This is a genomic window from Segetibacter sp. 3557_3 (assembly GCF_004354985.1).
GTDB lineage: Bacteria > Bacteroidota > Bacteroidia > Chitinophagales > Chitinophagaceae > Segetibacter.
In genome coordinates this window covers 81,001-104,075 of the sequence record NZ_SMSK01000011.1, presented here as the reverse complement: position 1 = coordinate 104,075, position 23,075 = coordinate 81,001, and the positions used below count along the sequence as shown (strand labels likewise).

19 protein-coding genes and 1 tRNA gene are annotated in these 23,075 nt (G+C 43.8%); 5 read left to right on the top strand and 15 right to left on the bottom strand.

Features of this window, described 5'->3' with window-relative positions; translation table 11 throughout:
- Positions 1–7: 7 nt before the first annotated feature.
- Both EXU57_RS16145 and EXU57_RS16140 read right to left on the bottom strand, forming a co-directional pair.
- On the bottom strand, positions 8–508 hold the full coding sequence (locus tag EXU57_RS16145; RefSeq protein WP_133269268.1) for a T9SS type A sorting domain-containing protein: 501 nt from the start codon (positions 506–508) through the stop codon (positions 8–10).
- A gap of 447 nt (positions 509–955) precedes the next feature.
- On the bottom strand, positions 956–2,338 hold the full coding sequence (locus EXU57_RS16140; RefSeq protein ID WP_133269267.1) for a hypothetical protein: 1,383 nt from the start codon (positions 2,336–2,338) through the stop codon (positions 956–958).
- 445 nt (positions 2,339–2,783) lie between these two features.
- Between EXU57_RS16140 and EXU57_RS16135 the strand changes: the two genes are divergently transcribed.
- Both EXU57_RS16135 and EXU57_RS16130 read left to right on the top strand, forming a co-directional pair.
- A complete protein-coding gene (locus tag EXU57_RS16135) occupies positions 2,784–3,053 on the top strand; it encodes a hypothetical protein (RefSeq protein WP_133269266.1) in 270 nt (89 codons plus the stop codon).
- Positions 3,054–3,544: 491 nt separating this feature from the next.
- Positions 3,545–4,120: a hypothetical protein gene (locus EXU57_RS16130; RefSeq protein WP_133269265.1), complete on the top strand. Its 576-nt coding sequence runs from the start codon at positions 3,545–3,547 to the stop codon at positions 4,118–4,120.
- A gap of 88 nt (positions 4,121–4,208) precedes the next feature.
- On the opposite strand, the gene EXU57_RS16125 is transcribed toward EXU57_RS16130, so the two are convergent.
- Together EXU57_RS16125 and EXU57_RS16120 are read right to left on the bottom strand one after the other, a co-directional pair.
- On the bottom strand, positions 4,209–5,138 hold the full coding sequence (locus tag EXU57_RS16125; RefSeq protein ID WP_133269264.1) for a helix-turn-helix domain-containing protein: 930 nt from the start codon (positions 5,136–5,138) through the stop codon (positions 4,209–4,211).
- A 47-nt stretch (positions 5,139–5,185) separates the two neighbouring features.
- On the bottom strand, positions 5,186–6,181 hold the full coding sequence (locus tag EXU57_RS16120; RefSeq protein ID WP_133269263.1) for a helix-turn-helix domain-containing protein: 996 nt from the start codon (positions 6,179–6,181) through the stop codon (positions 5,186–5,188).
- A gap of 558 nt (positions 6,182–6,739) precedes the next feature.
- Between EXU57_RS16120 and EXU57_RS16115 the strand changes: the two genes are divergently transcribed.
- Both EXU57_RS16115 and EXU57_RS16110 read left to right on the top strand, forming a co-directional pair.
- Complete coding sequence (locus EXU57_RS16115) at positions 6,740–7,135, top strand: hypothetical protein (RefSeq protein WP_133269262.1); 396 nt, start codon at positions 6,740–6,742, stop codon at positions 7,133–7,135.
- Between the two features lie 349 nt (positions 7,136–7,484).
- Positions 7,485–8,813: a DEAD/DEAH box helicase gene (locus tag EXU57_RS16110; protein WP_133269261.1), complete on the top strand. Its 1,329-nt coding sequence runs from the start codon at positions 7,485–7,487 to the stop codon at positions 8,811–8,813.
- 1,678 nt (positions 8,814–10,491) lie between these two features.
- Here the strand turns inward: EXU57_RS16110 and EXU57_RS16105 are convergent.
- From EXU57_RS16105 to EXU57_RS16095, 3 genes are all read right to left on the bottom strand, one after another.
- Positions 10,492–10,734: a GIY-YIG nuclease family protein gene (locus EXU57_RS16105; protein ID WP_133269260.1), complete on the bottom strand. Its 243-nt coding sequence runs from the start codon at positions 10,732–10,734 to the stop codon at positions 10,492–10,494.
- A gap of 97 nt (positions 10,735–10,831) precedes the next feature.
- On the bottom strand, positions 10,832–11,110 hold the full coding sequence (locus tag EXU57_RS25920; RefSeq protein ID WP_133269259.1) for a GIY-YIG nuclease family protein: 279 nt from the start codon (positions 11,108–11,110) through the stop codon (positions 10,832–10,834).
- Between the two features lie 15 nt (positions 11,111–11,125).
- Positions 11,126–11,197 (bottom strand) — tRNA-Arg (locus EXU57_RS16095).
- Between the two features lie 123 nt (positions 11,198–11,320).
- On the opposite strand from EXU57_RS16095, the gene EXU57_RS16090 reads away from it, so the two are divergent.
- Entirely contained in the window at positions 11,321–11,971 is a 651-nt protein-coding gene (locus EXU57_RS16090) for a hypothetical protein (RefSeq protein ID WP_133269258.1), read from the top strand.
- 636 nt (positions 11,972–12,607) lie between these two features.
- Here the strand turns inward: EXU57_RS16090 and metH are convergent.
- The 8 genes from metH to EXU57_RS16050 all read right to left on the bottom strand — a co-directional run bounded on the left by metH (position 12,608) and on the right by EXU57_RS16050 (position 23,022).
- Positions 12,608–15,331, bottom strand: a complete 2,724-nt coding sequence (gene metH / locus EXU57_RS16085) for a methionine synthase (RefSeq protein WP_133269257.1) — start codon at positions 15,329–15,331, stop codon at positions 12,608–12,610.
- Between the two features lie 152 nt (positions 15,332–15,483).
- A complete protein-coding gene (locus EXU57_RS16080; protein WP_133269256.1) occupies positions 15,484–16,500 on the bottom strand; it encodes a homocysteine S-methyltransferase family protein in 1,017 nt (338 codons plus the stop codon).
- 344 nt (positions 16,501–16,844) lie between these two features.
- A complete protein-coding gene (locus tag EXU57_RS16075) occupies positions 16,845–17,612 on the bottom strand; it encodes a LytR/AlgR family response regulator transcription factor (protein ID WP_243745621.1) in 768 nt (255 codons plus the stop codon).
- Complete coding sequence (locus EXU57_RS16070; RefSeq protein ID WP_133269255.1) at positions 17,609–20,545, bottom strand: two-component regulator propeller domain-containing protein; 2,937 nt, start codon at positions 20,543–20,545, stop codon at positions 17,609–17,611. The genes EXU57_RS16075 and EXU57_RS16070 overlap by 4 nt, the downstream gene beginning before the upstream one ends.
- A 1-nt stretch (position 20,546) precedes the next feature.
- Positions 20,547–21,104 carry a YceI family protein gene (locus EXU57_RS16065; protein WP_133269254.1) on the bottom strand — a complete coding sequence of 186 codons (558 nt, stop codon included), beginning with the start codon at positions 21,102–21,104 and terminating at the stop codon, positions 20,547–20,549.
- Between the two features lie 2 nt (positions 21,105–21,106).
- On the bottom strand, positions 21,107–22,045 hold the full coding sequence (locus EXU57_RS16060; RefSeq protein WP_243745620.1) for a DUF5777 family beta-barrel protein: 939 nt from the start codon (positions 22,043–22,045) through the stop codon (positions 21,107–21,109).
- 18 nt (positions 22,046–22,063) lie between these two features.
- Complete coding sequence (locus EXU57_RS16055) at positions 22,064–22,603, bottom strand: YceI family protein (RefSeq protein WP_133269253.1); 540 nt, start codon at positions 22,601–22,603, stop codon at positions 22,064–22,066.
- A 23-nt stretch (positions 22,604–22,626) separates the two neighbouring features.
- Positions 22,627–23,022, bottom strand: a complete 396-nt coding sequence (locus tag EXU57_RS16050) for a c-type cytochrome (protein ID WP_133269252.1) — start codon at positions 23,020–23,022, stop codon at positions 22,627–22,629.
- Positions 23,023–23,075 lie beyond the last annotated feature (53 nt).

The window sequence follows — 23,075 nt, the reverse complement described above, 5'->3', positions numbered from 1 at the left end:
TATTGGATTATTTAAGTTTAGCAATTCTGAAATTGTCGATTAAAAGGCCATTCATATTTGTTATTCTAAGGATATACACAGAGGCAGCAAGCTTTGACATGTCGATCTGCTGAAGATCATTTTTTGCATTCGCTTGCCTTGTCATAATAAGATTTCCCTGAAGATCAAACAGTGACAATACAACACGTTCTTCCTGTGACTGGACCCTGACGTTTAACAAGGCGTTTACCGGGTTAGGAAATACAGATGTTTGAGCTGGCACCTTCACACTTTTTAAAAATGTAGGTATCCTTGTAGAAACGATTGAAGGTTGCTCGAAACCTTGTGTCAACATGATCGACCCGGTTTCAACTGCACCTGCTACTGTTTCGCCAAGTATCCAGTCGAGGGTTACGCCCTCTGCGGAACCGGTGGCACCGGCGGCGGCCATAACCGTGGTTGTGGTTTGGCTGAATGAGTTGAATGTAAGCATGGTAAGCACATTCAACATGAGGATTTTAGCTTTCATGGAATTTAGAATATTGGATAAATATGAAACGAGACCCGGGGAAAAAGATTGCCTGTTGTAATAGGGCCTGCCGGTATATTCTGGCAGAAAAAAGGGGCGGAATTCAGACAAGAAATATCTTCTAAATCTTACCAGCCGATCCGCCAAATAGAAGGGTTTTTAAAACACTGCAAAAAGTCGTTTTCCCTCTGTAAATGGCATATTATCCCCCGTTTTAGTCTTTAATTAAACCCTATTTTAAACGAGAATCATTGGAGGTCAAAAACAGGTTATAAATGGGATAAAAACGACGAAGTACAAAAACCCAAATGGGCTATAGTTTAAATTTTTTGAACTGTAATCGGGCTAGGGGTATCAGGCAAAAGATCACCTTTGCATATAGCAGGTTACCTACCTCAAGTTAAAGGGTTTCAGGCAGGCAATCAGAAAAAGACTGAAGCGGAAACGCTAGTGTATATTAAGCTTGTCTGCCAGAAGTTTGAAGCAGTACAATAACGCGAGTAAAGTTAGGATCATCAAAGAAATAACACCAAAGGTCATCGTAAAATTACCCTCTATATTGATGTAACTGATAAGGATACCGATCCCATAAACTTTATTGATCGGGTTATTGTTGATCGAATTGAAATAGCTGTTCATTCCGTAGTACAAAAGGGCTAACCCGAACATCCCGTAAACTATTCCGGCCGTTCCGAAATTCATGTACATCTCTGCCAGCGTCGGTAGTGGAAATGGCGAGACCTCAGCTTCAGGCGGAACAAGGCCGTACGTTTTATTGTATTGAAGGTTGGCATCTTCTAGCGGCTTATCGGGCCATAGAATTCGCGGTATAAATTTCGCCAGCACCTGGTAAGTACTACCTTCCCAAAAGGGCACGTCCCTGGGCGTTTTGTCGATGATTAAAGCAAAAGCTGATGCCTGGTAGGAAAACCTCCAGATGATGTGTGAGTTCTGCTTTTCGGTTTCCTTCGGCGGACCTGCATTGTAGGCTTCGGGATGGAAAGCAAGATCACCAAGCAGCTGTACCCGCTCTATGAAGTTGTAGCTTTTGTCGCTAAACCAGATAAACTCACGATAGCTGTATTTTACCTGCGAATACCAGGAATATAAAAGCACAAAGCTGACACACACAATTACCAATTTTTTCATTCCAGCTTTTAGTACGTACGAAACAAAAACATAAAAGATAAACAATAACCCAAATGCAAGTATTTGTCCCGAGATCACTCTTTCAATAAATTCATACAGCAAAATGATATTAAAGAGTACTTTCTCAACTGTTGTGATCCTTACTTTTTGATGCTGCAATACAATATAAGTTCCTACAAAAAAATAGAAACCAAGTACCCCGATAAACTGGATTGAATCAATTGAGAAAACTTTTGACGTTACAATATTTACTAAAAGAAATAGCAAGGCATAAAACCGGCATCTCGCGCCCGTTACTGAAAACTGAATTGGCGTAAACCGGATCTTAGTCGATAGGGTATGGTATAAACAATAATAATAAATATAAAACAACAGGAAACTCCAAAAAGAATATTCCAGGCATTCTGCAGTAACATCATAGATTTCGTAGTCTTCAGGTTTAATTAGGAATACCGGCAATGAATATGAGAGAACAATAAAACCGCTCCACACTGGCATTAACGGAATGGCTTCACGTTCGCAGCCAATAAGCAAAAAATGATATAATGGAATACAACTCAACCATAGAATGGCTAGTGCCCAAAACAGGAAGATGTTTGGTGTTGTCGGTGGTGCGATGTTAAACAGGTAAATGGAAATTAATACCAACACGAGGTTGGTAAGATAAACAGCATTTTTCAACAATAGATGATTTAAAGTACAAGAATACCTGGCCGTTAACAACGGGTGGGAATGACTATACAATAGCAATGAGGATTATTGAATTTAAGCGGGGAAGGTTCTCAGCACGGCTGCCATACTGAAGGAATAAAATTATGAAAACGAATGAGATGATCAAATATAATACGGCATCCCGTCCGCTGAAGCCGGTGCTTGCAGGAACCAACCATCTTTTTTGCCTCAAGATCTGATTCTAGTAAGTGGAGACCCGGGTCGTGCTGGTAAGTTAAACCCCATACGGGTCCAGGAGGGTACAAGAATGCCCCGGTTGCGCAGGTACTTTGAAAATAGTGGTGTTATGTTAGTGGCTGCTATTGCTAAGCCATGAAGAACGCAAGGCAGTAACACGTAGTTGCAACAAAATAATAATCCGCGCAAATATTCGTTTTTATTCCAAAATCCAGCTATGCAAGGCCCTATTACCCTATTGATCAATATCAACCTTATTGCTATCACCAGCTTGCTGTTTGCAAAATCATTTCACTATTTCATATTCAAACGGGAACAGGCAAACATAAATACTTACGTCTACTTCGACGCGCTTCAGGTGAGCAAAAGGGAGGACCCAAAAGCTTACCTGCAACAAAAACTTCAAAACATGCTCAGCACAACACTGGCCATTTCTATTCTTATCCAATTGCTGCTTTCCATACTGTACATTTTATTGCCCTTTTAAGCAGCAGGCTGTTATACGATAATCAACGTCCCTGATGACGAAGCCGGTATATACCTTTTCCTGTTGCTGGTTATTCAATCTAAGGAGTAGCCTATCGGGTAACTCACCGGGTGATGCATCAACAATGTTGATTTTCACGCAGTCAAACAAACGATCCCGCATATAAGCTCAATGGTGGTGTTATCCTGGTGCATATTGTTCCAAACCTTGCGGACGAACCTGGCCCCTTGCAACACAATTGTATGTAATTGATGGTGAAATAAAATTTATTGCAGGCGAAAGAATTAAAGAACACCACGTTAAAAAACTTTTCTTTCCTGACTTTAGCTACTCACCTCTTTTTTAAGCGCCTGGTAGACTGGCAATTAGCTTATGCAACAATAAATCCGAACGCAGTTGCTTGAGAAATTAATATCTGTTTATCCTTACAATACTGTTGTATGTTCACGACTATGGCATAAAATTTATAACCTTCAATAAAAATGATTTTTATGAAAAAAATTTTATGTGTATTCGCATTTGTGTTTGCGAGCGGGCAGATCTTAAACGCGCAAATTCAGAAGGGGAATGTAATGGTGGGTGCCGATCTTGCCAATTTGCAATTGAGCCTTAACAGGGGAGGTAACTTTAATGTGCAAATCAATCCTAAAGCAGCCTGGTTTATCAGGAACAACACTGCCTTGGGTGCATACCTGAATTTCGGTCTTGCGACTGCTAAAGGCGTGGGTGCAAGTGTAAATTATGGTGTTGGTGCACTCGGCCGCTACTATATCAACGACGCTGAACTAAACCTGGTAAGACATTCAAGGTTTTTCTTCGAAGGTAATGTTGGTATTGAAGGCTATAACCCAACTGTTGGTGACAATACCAATGGATTAGGTATTGGTGTCGGTCCGGGCTTGGCGTATTTTATTACCCCGAACATTGGTCTGGAAGGACTTTTAAAGTACAACAACATTGTTGGTTTTGGAAGTGCGGTATCAAGCAGCAACCTCAACTTACAGGTTGGTTTCCAAATCTACTTGCCTTATTCGAGGGTTCGTGCAGCTGCCAACAACACCCAATAACTTTAGAGAGGTTTAGTGTTCAATCAAAAAAGGTCACCTTAATTGAGGTGACCTTTTTTATTCGTAACATCAGATAACCCCGGACGAGCTACTTATGTTTCTTCAACATGCTTTCAAAGTGATGAACGTTCTTATATCCGACAATATTTGCTACCTCAGCGATGGTTTTACCGCCTTCACCTAAAAGTTTACGCGCATATTCCATTTTTTTATTGATGAAATAATTTGACATGTTAACCCCGAATTTCTTCCTGAAGTGCCTTTTCAATGTGACCTCACTCCTGGAAAATTTTTCGGCCAATGCTTTTAGGTTGGGCAAGGCCGCGGAAAGATCGCTGCAAAGGTGCCGCTCAACATCAGAAATGGTTATACTTTGAGAAAGTCCGTTAGCAGGTTCTGTTAGCCTGATTTTATAAAAAAAATCGCAAACAATTTTTAACACAGCTGATCTAAGGTAAAACGATCCAAGAGGGTTGTTGAACGAACTAGTGGCGATCTCGCTCAACAGCTTTTTTTCAGCTACCGTCATGGATTGCAGTGTTGCTGGAAAAAGCTTAGAGGTATGTTGGTTTTCACCCGGCTTACTACTTAAGTTGATATTATTGGCATCCAACCATTTCTTTGAAAAACTAACACTAAAACAGTTCACTTTTGCACGTGCATCCATCGCAATCTTGTAATCCGAATCAGCGGGGATCAACGCCGTGTCCCAAATCTTGTTCTCACCGGCATACGTCCCATGATGCGCAAATTTTACTCCTGCCAGGTCCAGGAAAAAAGCAAGGGTGTAGTACTGTTTTCGGACATCAAAGAATTCCTCGTTAACCAATTCTATAGCATGATCAAAAGAACAGTCCCACAAACGTACATATAGGCCGTGTTCAAGTTTAAACACCTTAACATTACCACTTCCAAGAAAGGGATCAAGCACATAGGTTGTTTCCGAGCTTTTTATAAAGAATCGTATCAGTTCTCCAAAAGCTATACAGATTGGCTTTGAATTGTCTATAATGTTCAAGATCAACCTGTTTTAAGTAAAAAAAAGACCATCCATTTTGCCAATAATCAAGTGTCAGCAGTAACAGCCCTAAGGGTTCCCGGGCTAAAACCATGATATTTTGAAAAGCAATCGATAAACGAACTTGGTTGATGATAGCCTAACATCATCGCCACCTCCTTTACTGGAAAATCATTTTCAATGATGATTTTCTTTGCCCATTCCATTTTCTCACCAAGATGATATTCACTTATACTTTTCCCATAAATTTTTTTGAATTGCCTTGATAGTGAAGCCACGCTCATATTTACCTCCCTTGCTATGGATTTGATATTAAGTTGGGTCCCAAGGCGATCATTAATCAAGCTCCTTGCATGCATGAGCTGTTCATAACTGACGGTGCTCACTAACTCAGGCTGCTTGTCGACTGCCAGCAATTTCTTCAGGAAGAGTATGATGAGGTTGTAAACACGGGATCGTATAAAGAGTGGATCAGCCTGTTGTTGTGATGAAGCATTTTCGAGCTCGTCCAACACCGTGTATTCATCCACACAACATCGTTGTACAACGCTGGAATTGTTATGGGCAAAGTGTTTCGCTAAAGCTGAAAGATGTTCGGGCTCAGCATCAATGAAATGCTTTTGAAGCCACCCTTCTGTAAAGGCAATGTCTAAAACATAAAAGGGCTGATTTGGTAATACGGTGAAATCCATTGCCACCTTACTGGTGAGAAAGATGTTTTTTTCAGCACCCTTTACCTGAATTTTCCGGCTCTTATGTTTAAGACCGAAGATTTCGGGGTTTAGAAAATAGATGAGGATGAATTTGCGTTCACTTTCTGCCGGAGCAGGGCGTTTGTGTAGCAAAATCTTTTGAAAAACGGTAAACGTCCACTTTCTCATCCATAACCCGTTTTCCGGGGTGGAGATGGTGAGTTTTCCTGTTGCGAGCTGGTTATCAAACACTAACAAATCTCCTTGCGAAACACCACCTAACGTTTGCCCGAACAATTGGAAAGCCGCTTCGCTATCCAGGTCAACAAAGTCATAATGTATTTCGTTCATGGATTAATGATTTGGTGATAGTTCGGTAACTATTACGGTCATGTGATCCAAAGGATATTATGATAGGTGAGGCGCGGCTACATAACAAAGACGGTGCCTGTTATTTTGAATTGCACTTAACATGGTTTTTCCACAATCAACATGCAGTACCCGATTGATGAAGTTTGATGCTGAGCAATGATAGAAGGGAGTTGCTTCTGATATCGGGCTTATTAGCTGGCATCGTTTGGCTTTAAAGTTCAACAGATTAGACCTTTGTTGGATCATAGGTGATGTCCGTCGAGCAATAATTCGAGCCGCTTAGCTCATGAAAACATAGTGTGGAAATGTGGCTCAAAACGGGTCAAAAAACAACAAATATGAAGTACCTTATTGCAAGTCAGTGACTTATGTCAATCTTGTGGTCTGTGAGTCATTTGTCAACGATCATTCATACGGTCAGTTGATCAACTTTCTTCAACATTGTTCTAAATACCCCTAACGGCACCAATCTTGAACCCATGTAAACCTTAGTGCGCGCTAAGACAATCATTCTTTAACGATTAAAACCATTTAAACATGAAAAGTTTACTGATTGCATTGTCAATGTGCATGGCACTGACTTTAAGTTCTAAAACAGCAGAGGCTCAAATCACCACCGGTGAACAGGTTCTGGCTGCAGCAGGCAATCTAATTGCTGTTCAGGTGGGAACCGTAGCCATAAACGTTCAAGACATCACTATCACTGATGTAGTTGACGTATCTAATGTGCTGAACAATAATACTGTTACAATCGTAGCTCTTAATGACATTTTAAACGATTTGACTATTGACAACGTGTTAAACAACTTGTTGCGAGATGCCAATATAATTACAGGTAACCAGGTGGTCGTTGGTGTGACAGTGTTAGGAGGGGTGGTAGACCAGGTTGTGGTTGCTCAAAAAGACATCCTGAAGCAGAAAAAGGGGAAATAATAATTCAGTATGTAACTTATAAGTTGTGTAACCAGGTAATGACTATCAGTTGTTCAATAACAACCTGATCGACCTTGTAACAACTTTGCAAGCCAACTTTACTGATTAGATTATCATTGAGAGAGGGGATTTGACATCCCCTCTTTTCTATTTATAGGCACACAACAACACTGGTTCAGCCATTAATGGCTCTACGGAAATTATGTTGCAGTTTGACTAACGAGCGCGGGGGCGCATTTCAGATCTACAAACAGCATTGGCTGAAGCTCATAACAGCTTATTAGCAGGCATAACGTTTATCTTTGTAAACGTGCAGTGAATTCCTATTCACCAAACCTGCACGCTGTTCATGAACAAAAAAGCATACTCCACGGAAACAATCCTGGCCAATTTAAACATTGATGCATTAAACGAAATGCAGCTTGCTGCAATTGAGGCCAATAAATCTCACCAGGAGGTTATCCTGCTTTCGAAAACCGGCTCCGGCAAAACACTTGCTTTTCTCCTGCCCGTACTTGATTTACTGGATAAAGAGATCAATAAGACCCAGGCAATCATCATTGTACCCTCCCGCGAACTAGCCTTACAGATCGAACAGGTATTCAAGCAGATGGGTACCGGATTAAAAGTAACCTGTTGTTATGGCGGACACCTGAGGGAAACTGAAGAAAACAACCTTGTTCAACCTCCTGCATTATTGGTTGGCACCCCGGGCCGACTGGCAGATCATATTCGTCGCGGAAACATTACCGTGGACTCCATTAAAACCCTTGTACTTGACGAATTTGACAAGTCAATTGAACTGGGATTTCTGGAAGAAATGTCTTTCATTATAGGTTCATTGCCTGCTATTGATAAGCGTATCCTCACTTCAGCCACCGAGGCTGTTGAGATTCCTCCGTTTATTGGCTTACAACAGCCATTAAAATTAAATTTCCTGGATGGCGAAGCAGATGAGCCAAATAAGCTTGCCATTAAGATGGTGCTCTCTGAAGAAAAAGACAAATCTGACGCCCTTTTCAGGTTAATCTGTTTCCTGGGAGATCGTTCAACCCTGGTATTTTGTAACCACCGCGAAGCCGTTGAACGAACAAGTGAGCTGTTAACGCAAAAAGGTATCTACAATGAATTTTATCATGGCGCATTGGAGCAACAACAACGCGATAGTGCCCTGGCGAAGTTTAGGAACGGCAGCACAAACCTGCTGGTGACCACCGACCTGGCTGCAAGAGGTCTTGATATTCCTAACATCCGGTACATCATTCATTATCACCTTCCGCACACGGAAGATGCGTTTACCCACCGCAACGGAAGAACCGCCAGAATGGATGCCAGCGGAACCGCAATCTTACTCCTATCCGAAGAAGAGAAGCTCCCGGATTACATTAGTCCCGAACCGGAACGCATTGATTTACCAGAAAAGCCAGAGCTTCCCGCCAAGCCAAAATGGACCACGTTGTATATCGCTGCGGGTAAAAAAGACAAGGTCAACAAGATCGACGTTGTAGGCTTTTTGTCGAACAAAGGCAAGCTGAAAAAAGAAGATATCGGGTTGATAGAAGTCAAGGATTTCTTCTCCTTTGTAGCGGTGCGGAAAACAAAGCTTGGTGCCGCGCTGGAGTTGATTAAAAATGAAAAGATCAAAAACAAAAAGGTGAAGATCGAGGTGGCTAGGTAGCTGGATAGCGCATTGTGGATTTATAAAATCTTGAAAGCTGCTGGTTGATCATTTAGAGTTCTGCTTTCTGTCTTTTGCAACCTACTTTACCCATAAAGGACGATCGACTTAAATGCATCTCAAACCAATACGTAGTCCCGACAAGAATCGAACTCCCGCCCGTACCGGCTGGTACAGTTGGGCGTGTGTATCTAAAGTTTAGGAAACTTCCGTTCTTCAGTTCCAACCTACCCTGAACACAACTGATAAACCTACCCCCTAACTTCTTTTTAATAAACTTCCTTCTGCTCGCCGTCTTACACTATTTCTCTCTTGCAATAGCATCAATTTTCGCTTCGAAGCTCTCAAAGTAAACAATAACAAAGGGAATGTAAGGTCGGGTAGGCTGTGTCATACCGAAGTTGTGCTGGTACAGTATTCTCCCCGTACTTTGGACAGCTAAACGCGGCAACTGCGCCGGCCGGCGATCTGCGCAACCGTCCCATTTGGAAACGGTAAGTGCCGAATAAATTGTGCGCATCCGCGGTCATAAGCACTGACGATGTTTAAGCGGTATAACAAAGTACTGGCGCAAAGCAAAGCGCTCGGCGTGGGGAAGAATGGAAATAAGTACCACCCGGTTCAGTCAAGATCGGATCGGAGTGCGGGATGGAGAAGGTATCATGTGTTGAAGGTCGTGTAAGTATTGAAAATCGTTTATTTTTGGCAAAGGAAAAGGGAGAAAATGTCAACAAAGACCACGTTACGTAAAAAGCCGTTAGTGACTGCCGAAAATGAGCTTACCAGCAGGAGAAAAGCACCGGAGGGGACCTTATGAACCCAATTAAGGAAATATTAGCGGCTCTCTTACTGGTGCCGATTTTCTCGATTGGGCAGCCTTTTCGTTTTGAAAAACATGGTAGAATGTGGATCTCTAACGATCCTGAGAAGTCTAAGGTCAGGGTATTTTTTCCCCAGCATCCCAGAACTAAATCTATTTCGGGAGGCCCGGACACCCTCTTTCATTCGGACTACCAAACAAGTGAAACGCGCCCCAGTTATCTCATTCACCCTTCTGGAAGAAGAGAAATAATCAACCACAGTTTATTAATTGAAAATAGCTCCCGACGTGCATATTACAAAGTAACCACTACTTCGGGCCGGGTCCTGTTTAAAGGCGGATGTTACCCCTATGCGATTTTTTACTTATCTAAGTTGAAGCCAGGAATATACTATGCGTGGAATGAGAGAACAAAGTATACGTTACAGAGAAATTGAACCGTCAGGATTTATTTAGTCATCAATCCAATAACATCTTCTTCAAAGCTTATTGGGAAACAGTCGCAGTACGAGTTGTCGATCAATCAAAGATGGTATATGAGGTTTTCACGAGGGATGTGCAATAACTCGCCAGGCAAGAAACATTAAATCGGCAACCTGTAATGGGAACGGATATACTGGGTCATGCCGGAGTTGTGCTGGCGTAGTCTGGTCTCCAGATCGTGGCAATGACCTTTGTAATAGTAGTTATGCGAGACGCTTTTCAGCACATAAGCATAAAACATTTTCAACCTAATTAGTAGTCCCGACAAGAATCGAACTCCCGCCCGTACCGGCTGGTACAGTCGGGCGGGTGTATCTAAAGTTAAGGAAGCCTCTATGCTACAACTGTTCACGGTCGTTAGCACCTAACATTGACTTATTCATCCAACTTCTTTTTAATAAACTTTCTCCCACTCGCCGTCTTAAAGTATTTCTCTCTTGCAATAGCATCAACCTCCGTGTCGAAGGTTTCGAAGTAAACTATAACAAATGGAAGATATGGGCGGGTCGACTGGGTCATGCCGGAGTTGTGCTGGCGTAGTCTGGTCTCCAGATCGTGGCAATGACCTTTGTAATAGTAGTTATGCGAGACGCTTTTCAGCACATAAGCATAAAACATTTTCAACCTAATTAGTAGTCCCGACAAGAATCGAACTCCCGCCCGTACCGGCTGGTACAGTCGGGCGGGTGTATCTAAAGTTAAGGAAGCCTCTATGCTACAACTGTTCACGGTCGTTAGCACCTAACATTGACTTATTCATCCAACTTCTTTTTAATAAACTTTCTCCCACTCGCCGTCTAAAGTATTTCTCTCTTGCAATAGCATCAACCTCCGTGTCGAAGGTTTCGAAGTAAACTATAACAAATGGAAGATATGGGCGGGTCGACTGGGTCATGCCGGAGTTGTGCTGGCGTAGTCTGGTCTCCAGATCGTGGCAATGACCTTTGTAATAGTAGTTATGCGAGACGCTTTTCAGCACATAAGCATAAAACATTTTCAACCTAATTAGTAGTCCCGACAAGAATCGAACTTGTATCTAAAGTTTAGGAAACTTCTATTCTATCCATTGAACTACGGGACCAAACCAAAAAGAACTGGCTATTCAGGCGGCAAAAATAGAGATTAAACATATTCAACCTTCAATTCAATTTGAAAATCTGTAATCTCCTTTTCCGCTATCTTTGCAGGCCAATTTTCACCTCGTATGAAGTTCTATAATCTCCTTATAAAATACCGTCTTTACCTTGGGGTATTGGCTATCGCCCTCGCCATCTGGGTAAACATCAGCGCGGGCTTCTGGGCTGCTTTCATTCTCTATTTCCTGGGCGTTATTGCCATTGCAAGCCATTTCTTTATCGGACCCCTCCGGCTGATTCAAAAGCCGATGGAAGAGGGCAATATGGAGGAAGTGAAGAAAATAATGGACTCGATCTGGTTTCCAAACCTCCTGTATAAACCGATCCGCTCAACCTATTATACACTCAAAGGCAACCTGGCGATGATGAACCAGGATTTCGACTCTGCTGAAAAGCACATGAAGAAAAGCCTCGACCTGGGTTCGCCCATGGCGGAAGCCGAGGGTGCGAATAAGTTACAGCTCGGTATGATGGCCCTGCAAAAAGGTGATATGAAAAATGGCGAAAGCTATATCCGCCAGGCAATCCGGGCCGGGATCCCCGACAAAGAAAGCCAGGCCGTCGCCTTCCTCAGCATGTGCCAGATCTACATGAACAAACGCGAATTCCGCGCGGCAAAAGATTTCTTCCGTAAAGCCAAAGCGCTTAAGCCAACCACCAAGCAGGTTGTCGATCAAATCAAAGAGATCGAAAAATACATCACCCGGGTGCCGGGGTAGTTTCTTTATGTTGTATGTTGAATGCCAGATGTTGAATGAAAGGTTAGGAGATATGAGACGTGAAAGGAGTGATGAGATATGAACGATGAGAGATGAGACGTGAAAGGTCAGCAGCTCCTTGACTCTAGCCTTTTTACCGATTTAAGAGAATATTCTCCTGCATCTACACTAACTGATTCCTTCCACAGGAATTTAGTCTTATTCGCTATAAGGAGCGCATTTTAGCCCAGCAACGATATGCCGTACAAGCCCACCCGTCCGAACGGCGTCAGCCGGGCGGGCTTGTATCTTAGATTTACCGCAGCTTTTGTTACCAGGAGATTGATCCTTTATATTTACATGAAATGCCAATTGGTATAAGGAGAGCATTTTTGCCCAGCAATGATATGCCGTACAAGTGAGTGACACAACCGGAGCCAAATAGCATTCCTCCTGCTGGAAACAAAAAGAAAGTATGAATGATGAAGTATGAATGCATTTTCTTGACAATACTAAAAACCGGGAGTTTGCGTTCGATTACTCATTGCTAACTCCATTACAGCATATCGTATGACTTCAAAGCTGTGGCTTCTTAATACCTTACGAATGATACCTCATCACTCATATTTCATCTCTTATCATTCATAGTTCATCTTACTAAGCATCGTACTCCAATACAGGCCTCAACCACCTTTCAACTTCCTCCAGCGCCATACCTTTCCGGTTGGCATAATCCACTACCTGATCTTTTTCAACTTTGCCGATGCCGAAATATTTGCTTTGCGGGTTAGCAAAATACCAACCGCAAACAGAGGCTGCCGGGTACATGGCGAGGCTTTCAGTAAGTTGGATCCCGGTTAATCGGGTAACTTCCAACAGGTCGAATAACTTGTACTTCTCTGTATGATCGGGACATGCGGGATAGCCAGGCGCAGGACGAATACCAACATACGACTCATTAATCAGGTCGTCGTTGGTAAGACTTTCATCTTTTGCATAGCCCCACAATTCGGTACGGGTGCGCTTATGCAACAGTTCAGCAAATGCCTCGGCAAGGCGATCGGCAAGTGCCTGTAACGTAATTTTATTATAGTCGTCGTGTTGTTCGTCGAAACGCTTGAGGTGCGGCTCGATTCCCTGTATGGTTACTGCAAAAGCACCAAGGTAATCCTGCTTGCCAGACTCAGTTGGGGCAATAAAATCGGTAAGCGAAATGTTTGGTTGGCCGCCGGCTTTCTTGACCTGCTGACGCAGGCTTTCGAGGTAAACCAACTCCTTTTTTTCTTCGTTTAAAACGGTGATCGTATCCTTACCGTTCGAATTGGCCGGCCAAAATCCAATTGCTCCGTTGGCCGTAAGCCACTTTTCGGCGATAATCTTTTTTAATAGCACCTGCGCATCTTTGTACAATCGTGTTGCTTCTGCACCCACTTTTTCGTCGCTCAGTATCTGCGGAAATTTTCCGTGCAGTTCCCAGGCAATAAAGAAGGGTTGCCAATCGATATAGGCAGCAATCTCTTCTAGACTGTAATCGGTAAATCCCCTGGTACCCGTGAAGGTTGGCTCAACAGGAGTAAATGCGTCCCAATCGATCTTTACTTTATTCTCCTGGGCCTGGGCAAAAGGCAGGTAGCTTTTAGCAGTTTTCTTGTTGGCGAAATCCTGTTTAAGCTTGCTGTATTCATCCTTTAACGTCTTCAAAAAGTCAGGTTTCTGCTCTTTGCTCAACAACGATCCCGCAACGGTAACGCTTCTTGACGCATCAAGCACGTGCACCACACCTTCGTCGTATTCAGGGGCAACCTTAACAGCGGTATGCATACGGCTGGTGGTTGCGCCACCGATTAGTAAGGGCAGCTCGAACTTCTGACGCTTCATTTCCTTTGCTATGTGAACCATCTCGTCGAGTGAAGGCGTGATCAATCCACTTAGACCGATGATGTCAACCTTCTCCCTTTTTGCGGTCTCCAGGATTTTATCGGCGGGTACCATAACACCCATGTCGATAATATCGTAACCGTTGCAACCCAGTACGACACCCACGATATTTTTTCCAATGTCGTGAACATCGCCTTTTACAGTTGCCAATAATATTTTCGCTGCACCGGCACCTTCTTCGTTTACAGTTCCGGCTTCGATATGTGCTAATCTTCTGACCTCCTTTTCGGCCTCGATGTAAGGGGTAAGTACAGCAACTGCCTTTTTCATTACCCGGGCACTTTTAACCACCTGGGGTAAAAACATTTTTCCGGCACCAAACAGGTCACCCACGATATTCATTCCGTCCATCAACGGACCCTCGATAACATCGAGTGGCTTGGGATATTTAACCCGGGCCTCCTCTGTATCGGCATCGATAAAGTCGGTAATACCATTTACAAGCGAATGCGACAAACGCTTCTCAACCGGCTCGCTGCGCCATGCCTGGTCCTGTACAACCGTTTTACCTTTTGCTTTAACGGTTTCTGCAAAAGCAAGCAGCTGATCAGTCGCTTCGGGATTCCGGTTGAGTATGACGTCTTCACAAAGCTCTCTTAACCTCGGCTCAATTTCATCGTACACCTGCAACTGCCCGGCGTTTACGATACCCATATCCATACCTGCAGCAATAGCATGCAGGAGGAAAACTGAATGTATGGCCTCGCGAACGGTATCGTTGCCGCGGAACGAAAAGGAAACGTTACTTACCCCGCCACTCACCTTGGTAAGGGGCATTTTTTGTTTAATGATACGGGTAGCTTCAATAAAGTCAACTGCGTAGTTGTTGTGTTCTTCGATACCCGTTGCAATGGCGAAAATGTTGGGATCGAAGATGATATCCTGCGGATCGTAGTCGACTTGCTGAACTAGAATGTTGTAAGCTCTTTCGCAGATCTCGATTTTGCGTTCTTTCGTATCCGCCTGGCCTTTTTCGTCAAAGGCCATAACGATTACTGAGGCGCCATAGCTCTTACAAATAAATGCCTGGTCAATAAACTTTTCCTCACCTTCTTTAAGGCTGATGGAATTTACGATGCACTTTCCCTGCACACATTTCAACCCCGCTTCGATGATCTCAAACTTGGAGCTGTCAATCATTACAGGTATCCTGGCAATATCCGGTTCTGCCTGAAGGAGGTTCAAAAAAGTTGTCATGGCCAAAACACCATCGAGTAAAGCATCATCCATGTTTACATCGAGTATCTGGGCGCCGCTTTCTACCTGCTGCCGGGCAACTGAAAGGGCCTCTTCATACTTATTATCCCTGATCAGCCGGGCAAACTTCTTTGACCCGGTCACGTTTGTTCTTTCGCCAACGTTTACGAAGTTTGTTTCAGGGCGAACCACAAGTGGTTCTAAGCCGGCGAGTCGCAGGTAAGGTTTAATAACTGTCGTTTCCATATTTTATTTCTGATCCACATCACGCTGGTTAAAACGTGCAAGGTGATTTTTGCTTACTAGAGCCACTTATAACCTGGGTGTTACGTAGTGACGAGTGAAAGACTAAGGCGGAAGACAAAAAATTGCTTATCGCGATGGTTTTGTTTATTGTACTACAGCACCGCTTCCAAAACCGGCAGCTGCCGTGGTGAATAGTTTTTTACCTGGTCGGCAATGTGTTTAATGTGATCGGGGGTAGTTCCGCAACAACCGCCTACGATGTTTACAAAACCTTCTTTAGCCCAATCTTCAATAATGTGGGCGGTTTCATGTGGCTGCTCGTCGTATTCTCCAAAGGCATTTGGCAAACCGGCGTTGGGGTATGCCGAGGTATAACATTCAGCGATCTGGCTGAGTTCTTCGATATGTGGTCGCATTTGGGTTGCACCAAGTGCACAATTGAGGCCAACACTAATGGGTCGTGCATGCCTGATGGAGGTGTAAAACGCTTCGAGGGTTTGCCCGCTGAGGGTACGCCCGGAAGCATCGGTGATAGTTCCACTGATCATAATAGGCAGCTCTCCCTTGCCGCTGGGATTCTCGCGGAAGTACTTCTTAATGGCGTAAATAGCAGCCTTGGCATTTAGCGTATCAAAGATCGTTTCTATCAAAAACAGGTCAACTCCCCCATCTGCGAGGCCCCTGATCTGTTCGGTATAGGCGATTGCAACCTCGTCGAACGTAACTGCCCGGTAGCCGGGGTTGTTTACATCAGGTGAAAGGCTTAGGGTTTTATTAAGCGGGCCGATTGCACCGGCAACAAAACGAGGTTTCGAAGGATCTTTGGCATTGTACTCGTCTGCCGCAATCCTGGCGCAACGAGCACCCTCTACGTTTAGTTCGTATGCAAACGACTGCATATCGTAGTCGGCCATCGCAATCGAGGTACAGCTGAAAGTATTTGTCTCAATGATGTCTGCACCAGCTTCAAGGTATTCTTTGTGGATGTCGATGATGATCTGTGGCTGCGTAATATTAAGCAGGTCGTTATTTCCTTTTACATCGGTATGCCAGTCCTTGAAACGTTCTCCCCGGTAGTCTGCTTCTTCAAGCTTCCGGCGCTGAATCATTGTTCCCATTGCACCATCAATTATAAGAATACGCTTGCTGAGTTCATTTTGTATTTGCATGCATCTAGGTTTTATGCCCGACCCAAAGGCGCATCACGGGGTCTACAGCGGGGGCTTGCATCGCCTGCCTGGTTGTACACGGACGATCAATTGAACTATTGGGATGCTGACTTGAAGAAATATTTGGAACTAATAACGAGTTCAAGCTGTGGAGGACCGGCAGAATGGATTCGTTTATTAGTTCAGTTGGTAATCTTAAGTCAGCAGGCCGAACAATAAACAAATCCTCCTGCTGCGGCGCAAAAGTAGGATAACAATGCCGCATTGCAAAATCATAAGGTTTTAATACCTGATCGCCAAAAAAACCCGTGTGATGTTTATAGCAAGGATGGGTTTAAGCAGGATTATCCGCCATCGAGCCAGGTTTTGAATGCGGCTGCCCGTTCGGTGCTGACGATGGTTTCGATTTTTGATGGCGGGTTTAGATGTACCAGCACACGTGACTTCGGGTAAGTAAGCATCTCGGCGATAGAATGGAAACCAATGATGAATTGCCGGTTGATGCGAAAGTACCGTTTTGGATCAAGCAGTTCTTCCAGTTGGTCGAGATTGTAATCGATAGCAAAGCGACGCTGATCTTTTGTTACCAGGAAATTGATTTTGTTTTCGGTATACAGGTAGGCGATATCCGTAGTTTCAATAGTCTTTATGTGTTCACCATATTTAACTACAAAGCGCTCTTTGTAGGAAGGTTTGGCCTGCTGCAAGGATTGCAATAATTTATTTACATCGATCGCTGCCGGTGCGGTAAGGTTCAACGATAAAAACTTTTTGATTGCCCTATCCAGTTCGTCTTTCTTTACCGGTTTTAACAGGTAATCAATACTGTTTACTTTGAATGCCTGCAGGGCATATTGGTCGTAAGCAGTACTAAAAATGATTGGCGCCGTAATCCTGACCTGCCTGAATATCTCAAAGCTATTACCGTCTGACAAATGGATATCGCAGAATATCAGGTCGGGTGCGCTGTTTGCCTGGAACCAGTTAATGGCTGATTGTATACCTGTAACAAATGGCAATACCTCGGCATCGGGTACAACCTCAAGGATCATTTTCTGCAACCTTCTTGCAGCCGCTTCTTCGTCTTCGATGATGAGTATTCTTGTGTTCAAATCCGGTTGGTTTTATGCAGCCTTTCGCCGTAGATCAAAGGTATATAAACCGAAAAAGTATTCGTATCCTGCACAATCTTCAAAGGCGCTGCACTGAGTAAGAGGTAACGCTTCTGAATATTTTGCAATCCCATCTGCTCCCCTTTTTCAGGCGTTATTTTAGGATTTAGATTATTTGTCATCAGCAGGTAATCTCCTGTAATGGCAATGGTGATTGTTAGCGGATTGCCGGCGGATATTGAATTGTGCTTTACTGCATTTTCGGCCAGCAACTGTAAGGTAAGTGGCGCAATCATAAAGGTTTGGGCGAACTCGCTGGTAACCTGGTTATCCAGCCGCAGGTTATTACCAAAGCGTTTATGTTGTATAAAAAAGTAGTCATGAATTAATTCGAGTTCTTCTGCCAGCGTAATTACATCCTTATCGCGGTACGATACAATTTTACGGTATAGATCAGACAAATGCTCTACGTATTCTACGGCATGTTCAGGGCTTTCTTCTATAACGGCAATAAGGGTGTTGAAACTATTAAAGAGAAAGTGTGGGTTTACCTGACTCTTCAGCGTTTCAAATTGCGATTGAATACGATCCTTTTCAAGCCGGTCGAGGCGTTGAAGTCGTTTCTCGCGAAGCTTAATGTAACGGTAAATTGAAGCAACACCAGCGAAAACAACCAGGGCGATAAACCACAACTGGAGATAATATGGACGGGATATGGAAAATGAATAAAGCGCTACCTGACTGTTTTCGAAGTTTCCGTTTATTGATGCTCTTACCCTGAAGGTGTAGTACCCGGGGGCAAGTTTTGGAAAATTTACCTTATTATCTCTGGTGGTAACCCATTGATTGCTCAATCCCTGCAGCTGGTATTGGTACCTTACCCTGGAGGGATGCGAATAGGATATACCTGAAAAGAGAAAGCTGAAATTATTGTTGTCGTATGAAAATGGCTGCTTCGTATCGGGGTCGATGGACTCACCAAAGACCTGGATATTTTCCAAAAAAATTTTTGGCTGCAACCGTTTGTAAGCCGGCGCATATTGTAGAATGCCACTAGCAGAAGAAGACAATACCTTACCGTTAGACGTCGTGGCGATACAGTTAAGGTCGTCGTTGATCCCATTGATACCCTGGTCGGCATCAAGCGAAAAGATGGTACCCGTAGATTGTTCGATGATGTTCATTCCCTTTTTGGAAATGGCAACGATGTTTCCGTAACTGTCAGGCGCCAGCGCGGTAATTGTCGGATCGTTCAATCCATGTTCAACATTGTAATTTGTAAAGCCTGATCCATCAAATTTGTACACACCTGCATTAAGGGTACTGAACCAGATATTGCCTTTATGATCCTCGCAAACGCTGTAGACAACGGGACTTTTAATCCCGTGCTTTGCATTATAATTGGTGTACCTGCCACCTTCGTTTACCGTGATACCCTCACCATCGGTAGCAAACCAAACCCGGTTTTTCGAGTCGACCATAATGCTATAAACATAGTTGCTTCCTATCTGTGATTTGTTAGGAAACCGGTTAAAACGCAACAGGCTTGAAATGCTCTTGTTTTCAGGTGTGAGCAGCACCGATATAGCACCGCTCAGTCCCGACAGCCATACTTCTTTATCCTTGCCGTGGATAGACAGGATGCTACCATTGTTGAGCAAAGCGTTTTCATTCACTTGCCGCAGGCTGCCGGTCATTTGATCCAGCAGGAATATGCCTTTACCCATGGTACCGATCCAGATATGTCCAAAACGGTCTTCGTAAAGACACGTAATTTCAGCACGCTTATTTACCTGCGGGATTGGGAAGCTTTTTTCAACCCAGCTTCCGTTAACAAGGCTGAACCTTTTTAGTCCCCCATTATAGTTCAGCCATATATTTTCCTTTTCGTCGACCAACAGGCAATGCACCTGGTCGTGAATATTGGCTGTTTGCGGAAGTATGTTCTGCAGCTGTGCGCCGTTTGTTTTTACCAATTGGTTTTGGGCAGAAAACCAGGTATTGCCTTCGCCATCGGTAAACAAATTCGCGGTTTTTTTATAGTTCAACCCAGTTATTTGCGACGGTCTTACTGCGCCTGAGTCGCGACGATTAGGTACACTTATGATCCCATATCCATCCGTGGCTGCCCATATATTGTCACCTGTACCAAGAATGGCATTAACCTGCCCAAAGTTCCAGTTGTGCGAAGGATATGACAGTTGATTTATGCCACCTCGAAAGGTGAACCTACCCAGGCCAAAATCCTGCATACCGACCCAATAGGGTGTATTCTTGCCAGGGTCGGAATACAAACAACGAACGATGTTGTCGCGCAATCCCTGGGCAGATGTAACCGCTTTGATTGTTTTCGTGCTCAGCGGCAACAATAATGCATTCAAGCCCCGGTCGGTGCCTGCAAGCAGGCTTGTTGGCGTAAGTACGATGTCGTACACATAATCATCGGTAAGCCCATCATCGGTGTTAATGTTGTAAAAACGACTCTTTGTATAGTAGTAGACTCCCTCTCCGGCAGTGGCAAATAACAAAGTGCCCGCACGGTCTTGTATGATTTTGTTTATGGCGACTTTCGGGTGGCCTTCTTCTGCGTTGAGGAAACAGATACTTCCACGCTCCAACCGGGCAATTTCACCGGATTGAAAGCCAAGCCAAACCGTATGCGATCTGTCTTCGCAAATTGCAGTAACGGCCTTGTTTTTCGGGGTATCGGTAAAAGCAAAGCGCGAGAAGGCATTACCATCAAAGCGGTATAACCCGTCGGCTGCTCCAACCAACATATAGCCTGCTGAATGTTGAACAACCGAGAATATTCCCGGCGAAAAATCATCCCCGGTGATAGCATAGGCTTTTACCCCCATCACCTGGCCCCGGATAGTTAAGGAAGTAAAAAAAAGTAGTATGCTTAGAAGGATATAGGTGCCATTACACTTCATATCAACGGGGCGTTAATTGGGCGGATACGTCCACTTGTATTTCCGAAGCAAGTTTGTCTTTTACTACTTTAGGCACCGGTATATTGTGATCGCTCAGCAATACGGTAAAGTTAGCAGATATGTTAATCCTTCCCTGCCTGACGGTGATGTCAGATTTTATGATTCGCTCCTGCGAAACCCCATGCAGCAGCAGGGTACCTTTTGCTCTTACATGGTATGTACCATTTGCCGTAAAGTCGATATCCTCAATGATTTTTCCGCTGAAAGTGGCACTTTCATACTTATTGCTCTCAAGGTAATTTTCATTGAAATGTTCCTTTTGCAGCGCACTATTAAAACCCTGGAAGGTCTGCATGTTTACCTTGAATGCAAACGTCTTTTTTTGGATATCAAGGATACCTGAAAGTTCCCGCGAAGAAGCTTTGATGAGCTCATAAGGAGCGTCGGATTGAAATTGGATTATTCCGGAACGGGTCGAAAACAAATTACCTCCCTGTGCCACCAGGGAGGTAATTGAAATCATAAAAACAATAAGGAGGTGTATCGCCTTCACGGGCATAATTAGTATTTTTCGCCTGCCTGCATCAGCTTAAGCCTGTTGGCTTTGTTTTTCTTGCCAATTACAAAAACCCTTGCGATGTTAAAACCAAAATGGATGTCGCCATCACCCCAACGTCCATCGGTTTCCGCGATAAAGGTGCGCTCGGTCATACCCATTGAATTAGAGAAATGCAGCTGAAACACGTGTCCACCGGTCTCAATATCTACTCCAAAAGATAGTGAGTTCCTGGTTCCGGGCATCTTGTATTCGGGCAATACATAGTAGTATTCTGCATTGATGCTTACGCGTTTCGAAATTTTTTGCCTGCCGCCGATTCCAATCGCAATGTTGTCATTCGGTTCTGATTCACGTTGAACAATGTTCCGGTGAATAATGGTCGGCATAATCTGGATCGAAGTATTCTCGCTGAACTTTCTTCCAATCAGCAACTGATAACAATAGAAAAGGTTATCACTGAAGTGTGCATTTTTGACGGTGTCGTTGGCGATTGTATTTAACATTACCGAGGCAAGTACACTTACCGTCACCGGCATATTCTGGTAGCCAGAGGACTGCCGCAACAACTTATACTTTACAAATCCATCAACTTGCTTTTGAAATGTGCTTCTGCCCGCACCAATCATCAGCCGGTCGGTAATGCCATAGTCGAGGCCAATACGCATGCTTGCATGGTCAAAGCCAAACAACTCCCGGATACCATCGCTGACAGGATTAAAGCGGTGCGATATCTTAAAATCGAGTATACCCTTTCCAACATTTTCTACCGAGTGCCCATTGATCAGGCGGGTAGTTTTAAATGTCGCGGTGCTGTAATTCGTACGTTTTGCGTCGGCCTTTTTGCTGTCTTCGTCCATCACTTTAAACAGGTCAACGTCCTGGGCGATCATACTGCCTGCTGAAAGCGTAGCGACAACAACAAGTATAAATTTCCTAAACATAAAGCAGTTTTTAGTTGGTTATTCGTATTGACAATCTACAGTAATGGCGATATTTTGGGCGATCTTGTCGCCGACCATCTTGCCACCGATCCCATAATCGCTAAGCTTGATATTAAACTTGCTTTTTGCCGCAACCTTGGCTCCTTTTACGGTAACCGTTCCATTTGCTTCAACTGGCTTGGTAACCCCGTGTATCGTCAAATCGCCTTTTACTTTTGCAGGGTATGTTCCGTCTTTCGCGAAATTGATCTCTTTCACATTGGTGATAAAACCCTTGAAACTGGATTTGGGAAATTTTGAACTTTCGAGATAGTCTTCGTTGAAGTGGTCTTCCATAAGCTGGTTTTCAAACTCAAAACCTTTCATCAACAGGGTAAATACCAATTGGCCGTTTGTCGGCAATAGCTTGCTCTCGACCTCGCTGTTTTTAGCCTCTATGTCTTCAAGTGGAGCATTAGAAAAAAAGGTGATCTGGCCCGACTTGGTACTTAAGATTTTTTGGGCATTTAAGGTGGATGTACCGATGATGATACAAGCAAACAAGAGAATTGATTTCATTTTTAGACTGGTGTTTTTAAAGGTTAATTGTTTAATGCGCCACTTCTTACCCATGAACGGATTTTTCCGATATCGCAGTCTGCAAGCTTGCTTCCGCCAAGTGGCATATGGGTGTTTTGCGGACCAGTATGGGTAATTGCACGAACGAGCCGGCCATTATTGGCCATGGACATTACGGATGAATACGTATCAAGTTTAAAACCGGCTCCACCTGATGCGGTCCCGCTATGACAACTATAGCAACGCGCCGAAAGGATATTCACCACCTCCACGCTGTAGCGCATTACAGAAGTTGTATCGCAACCTGTGGCAGGTGTTGTGGTCGATGCACGTGGGTAAACCAGTTCTCCCTTATCGTAATAACAGCCTGCTGCGGCAAACATGATCACTACCAGGAGCATTCCGCCAATTTTCTTCATGTATAGGATTTTTGATTTAGGAAAAGACAGTTGCGCTTGGTGACGCCGGCAAT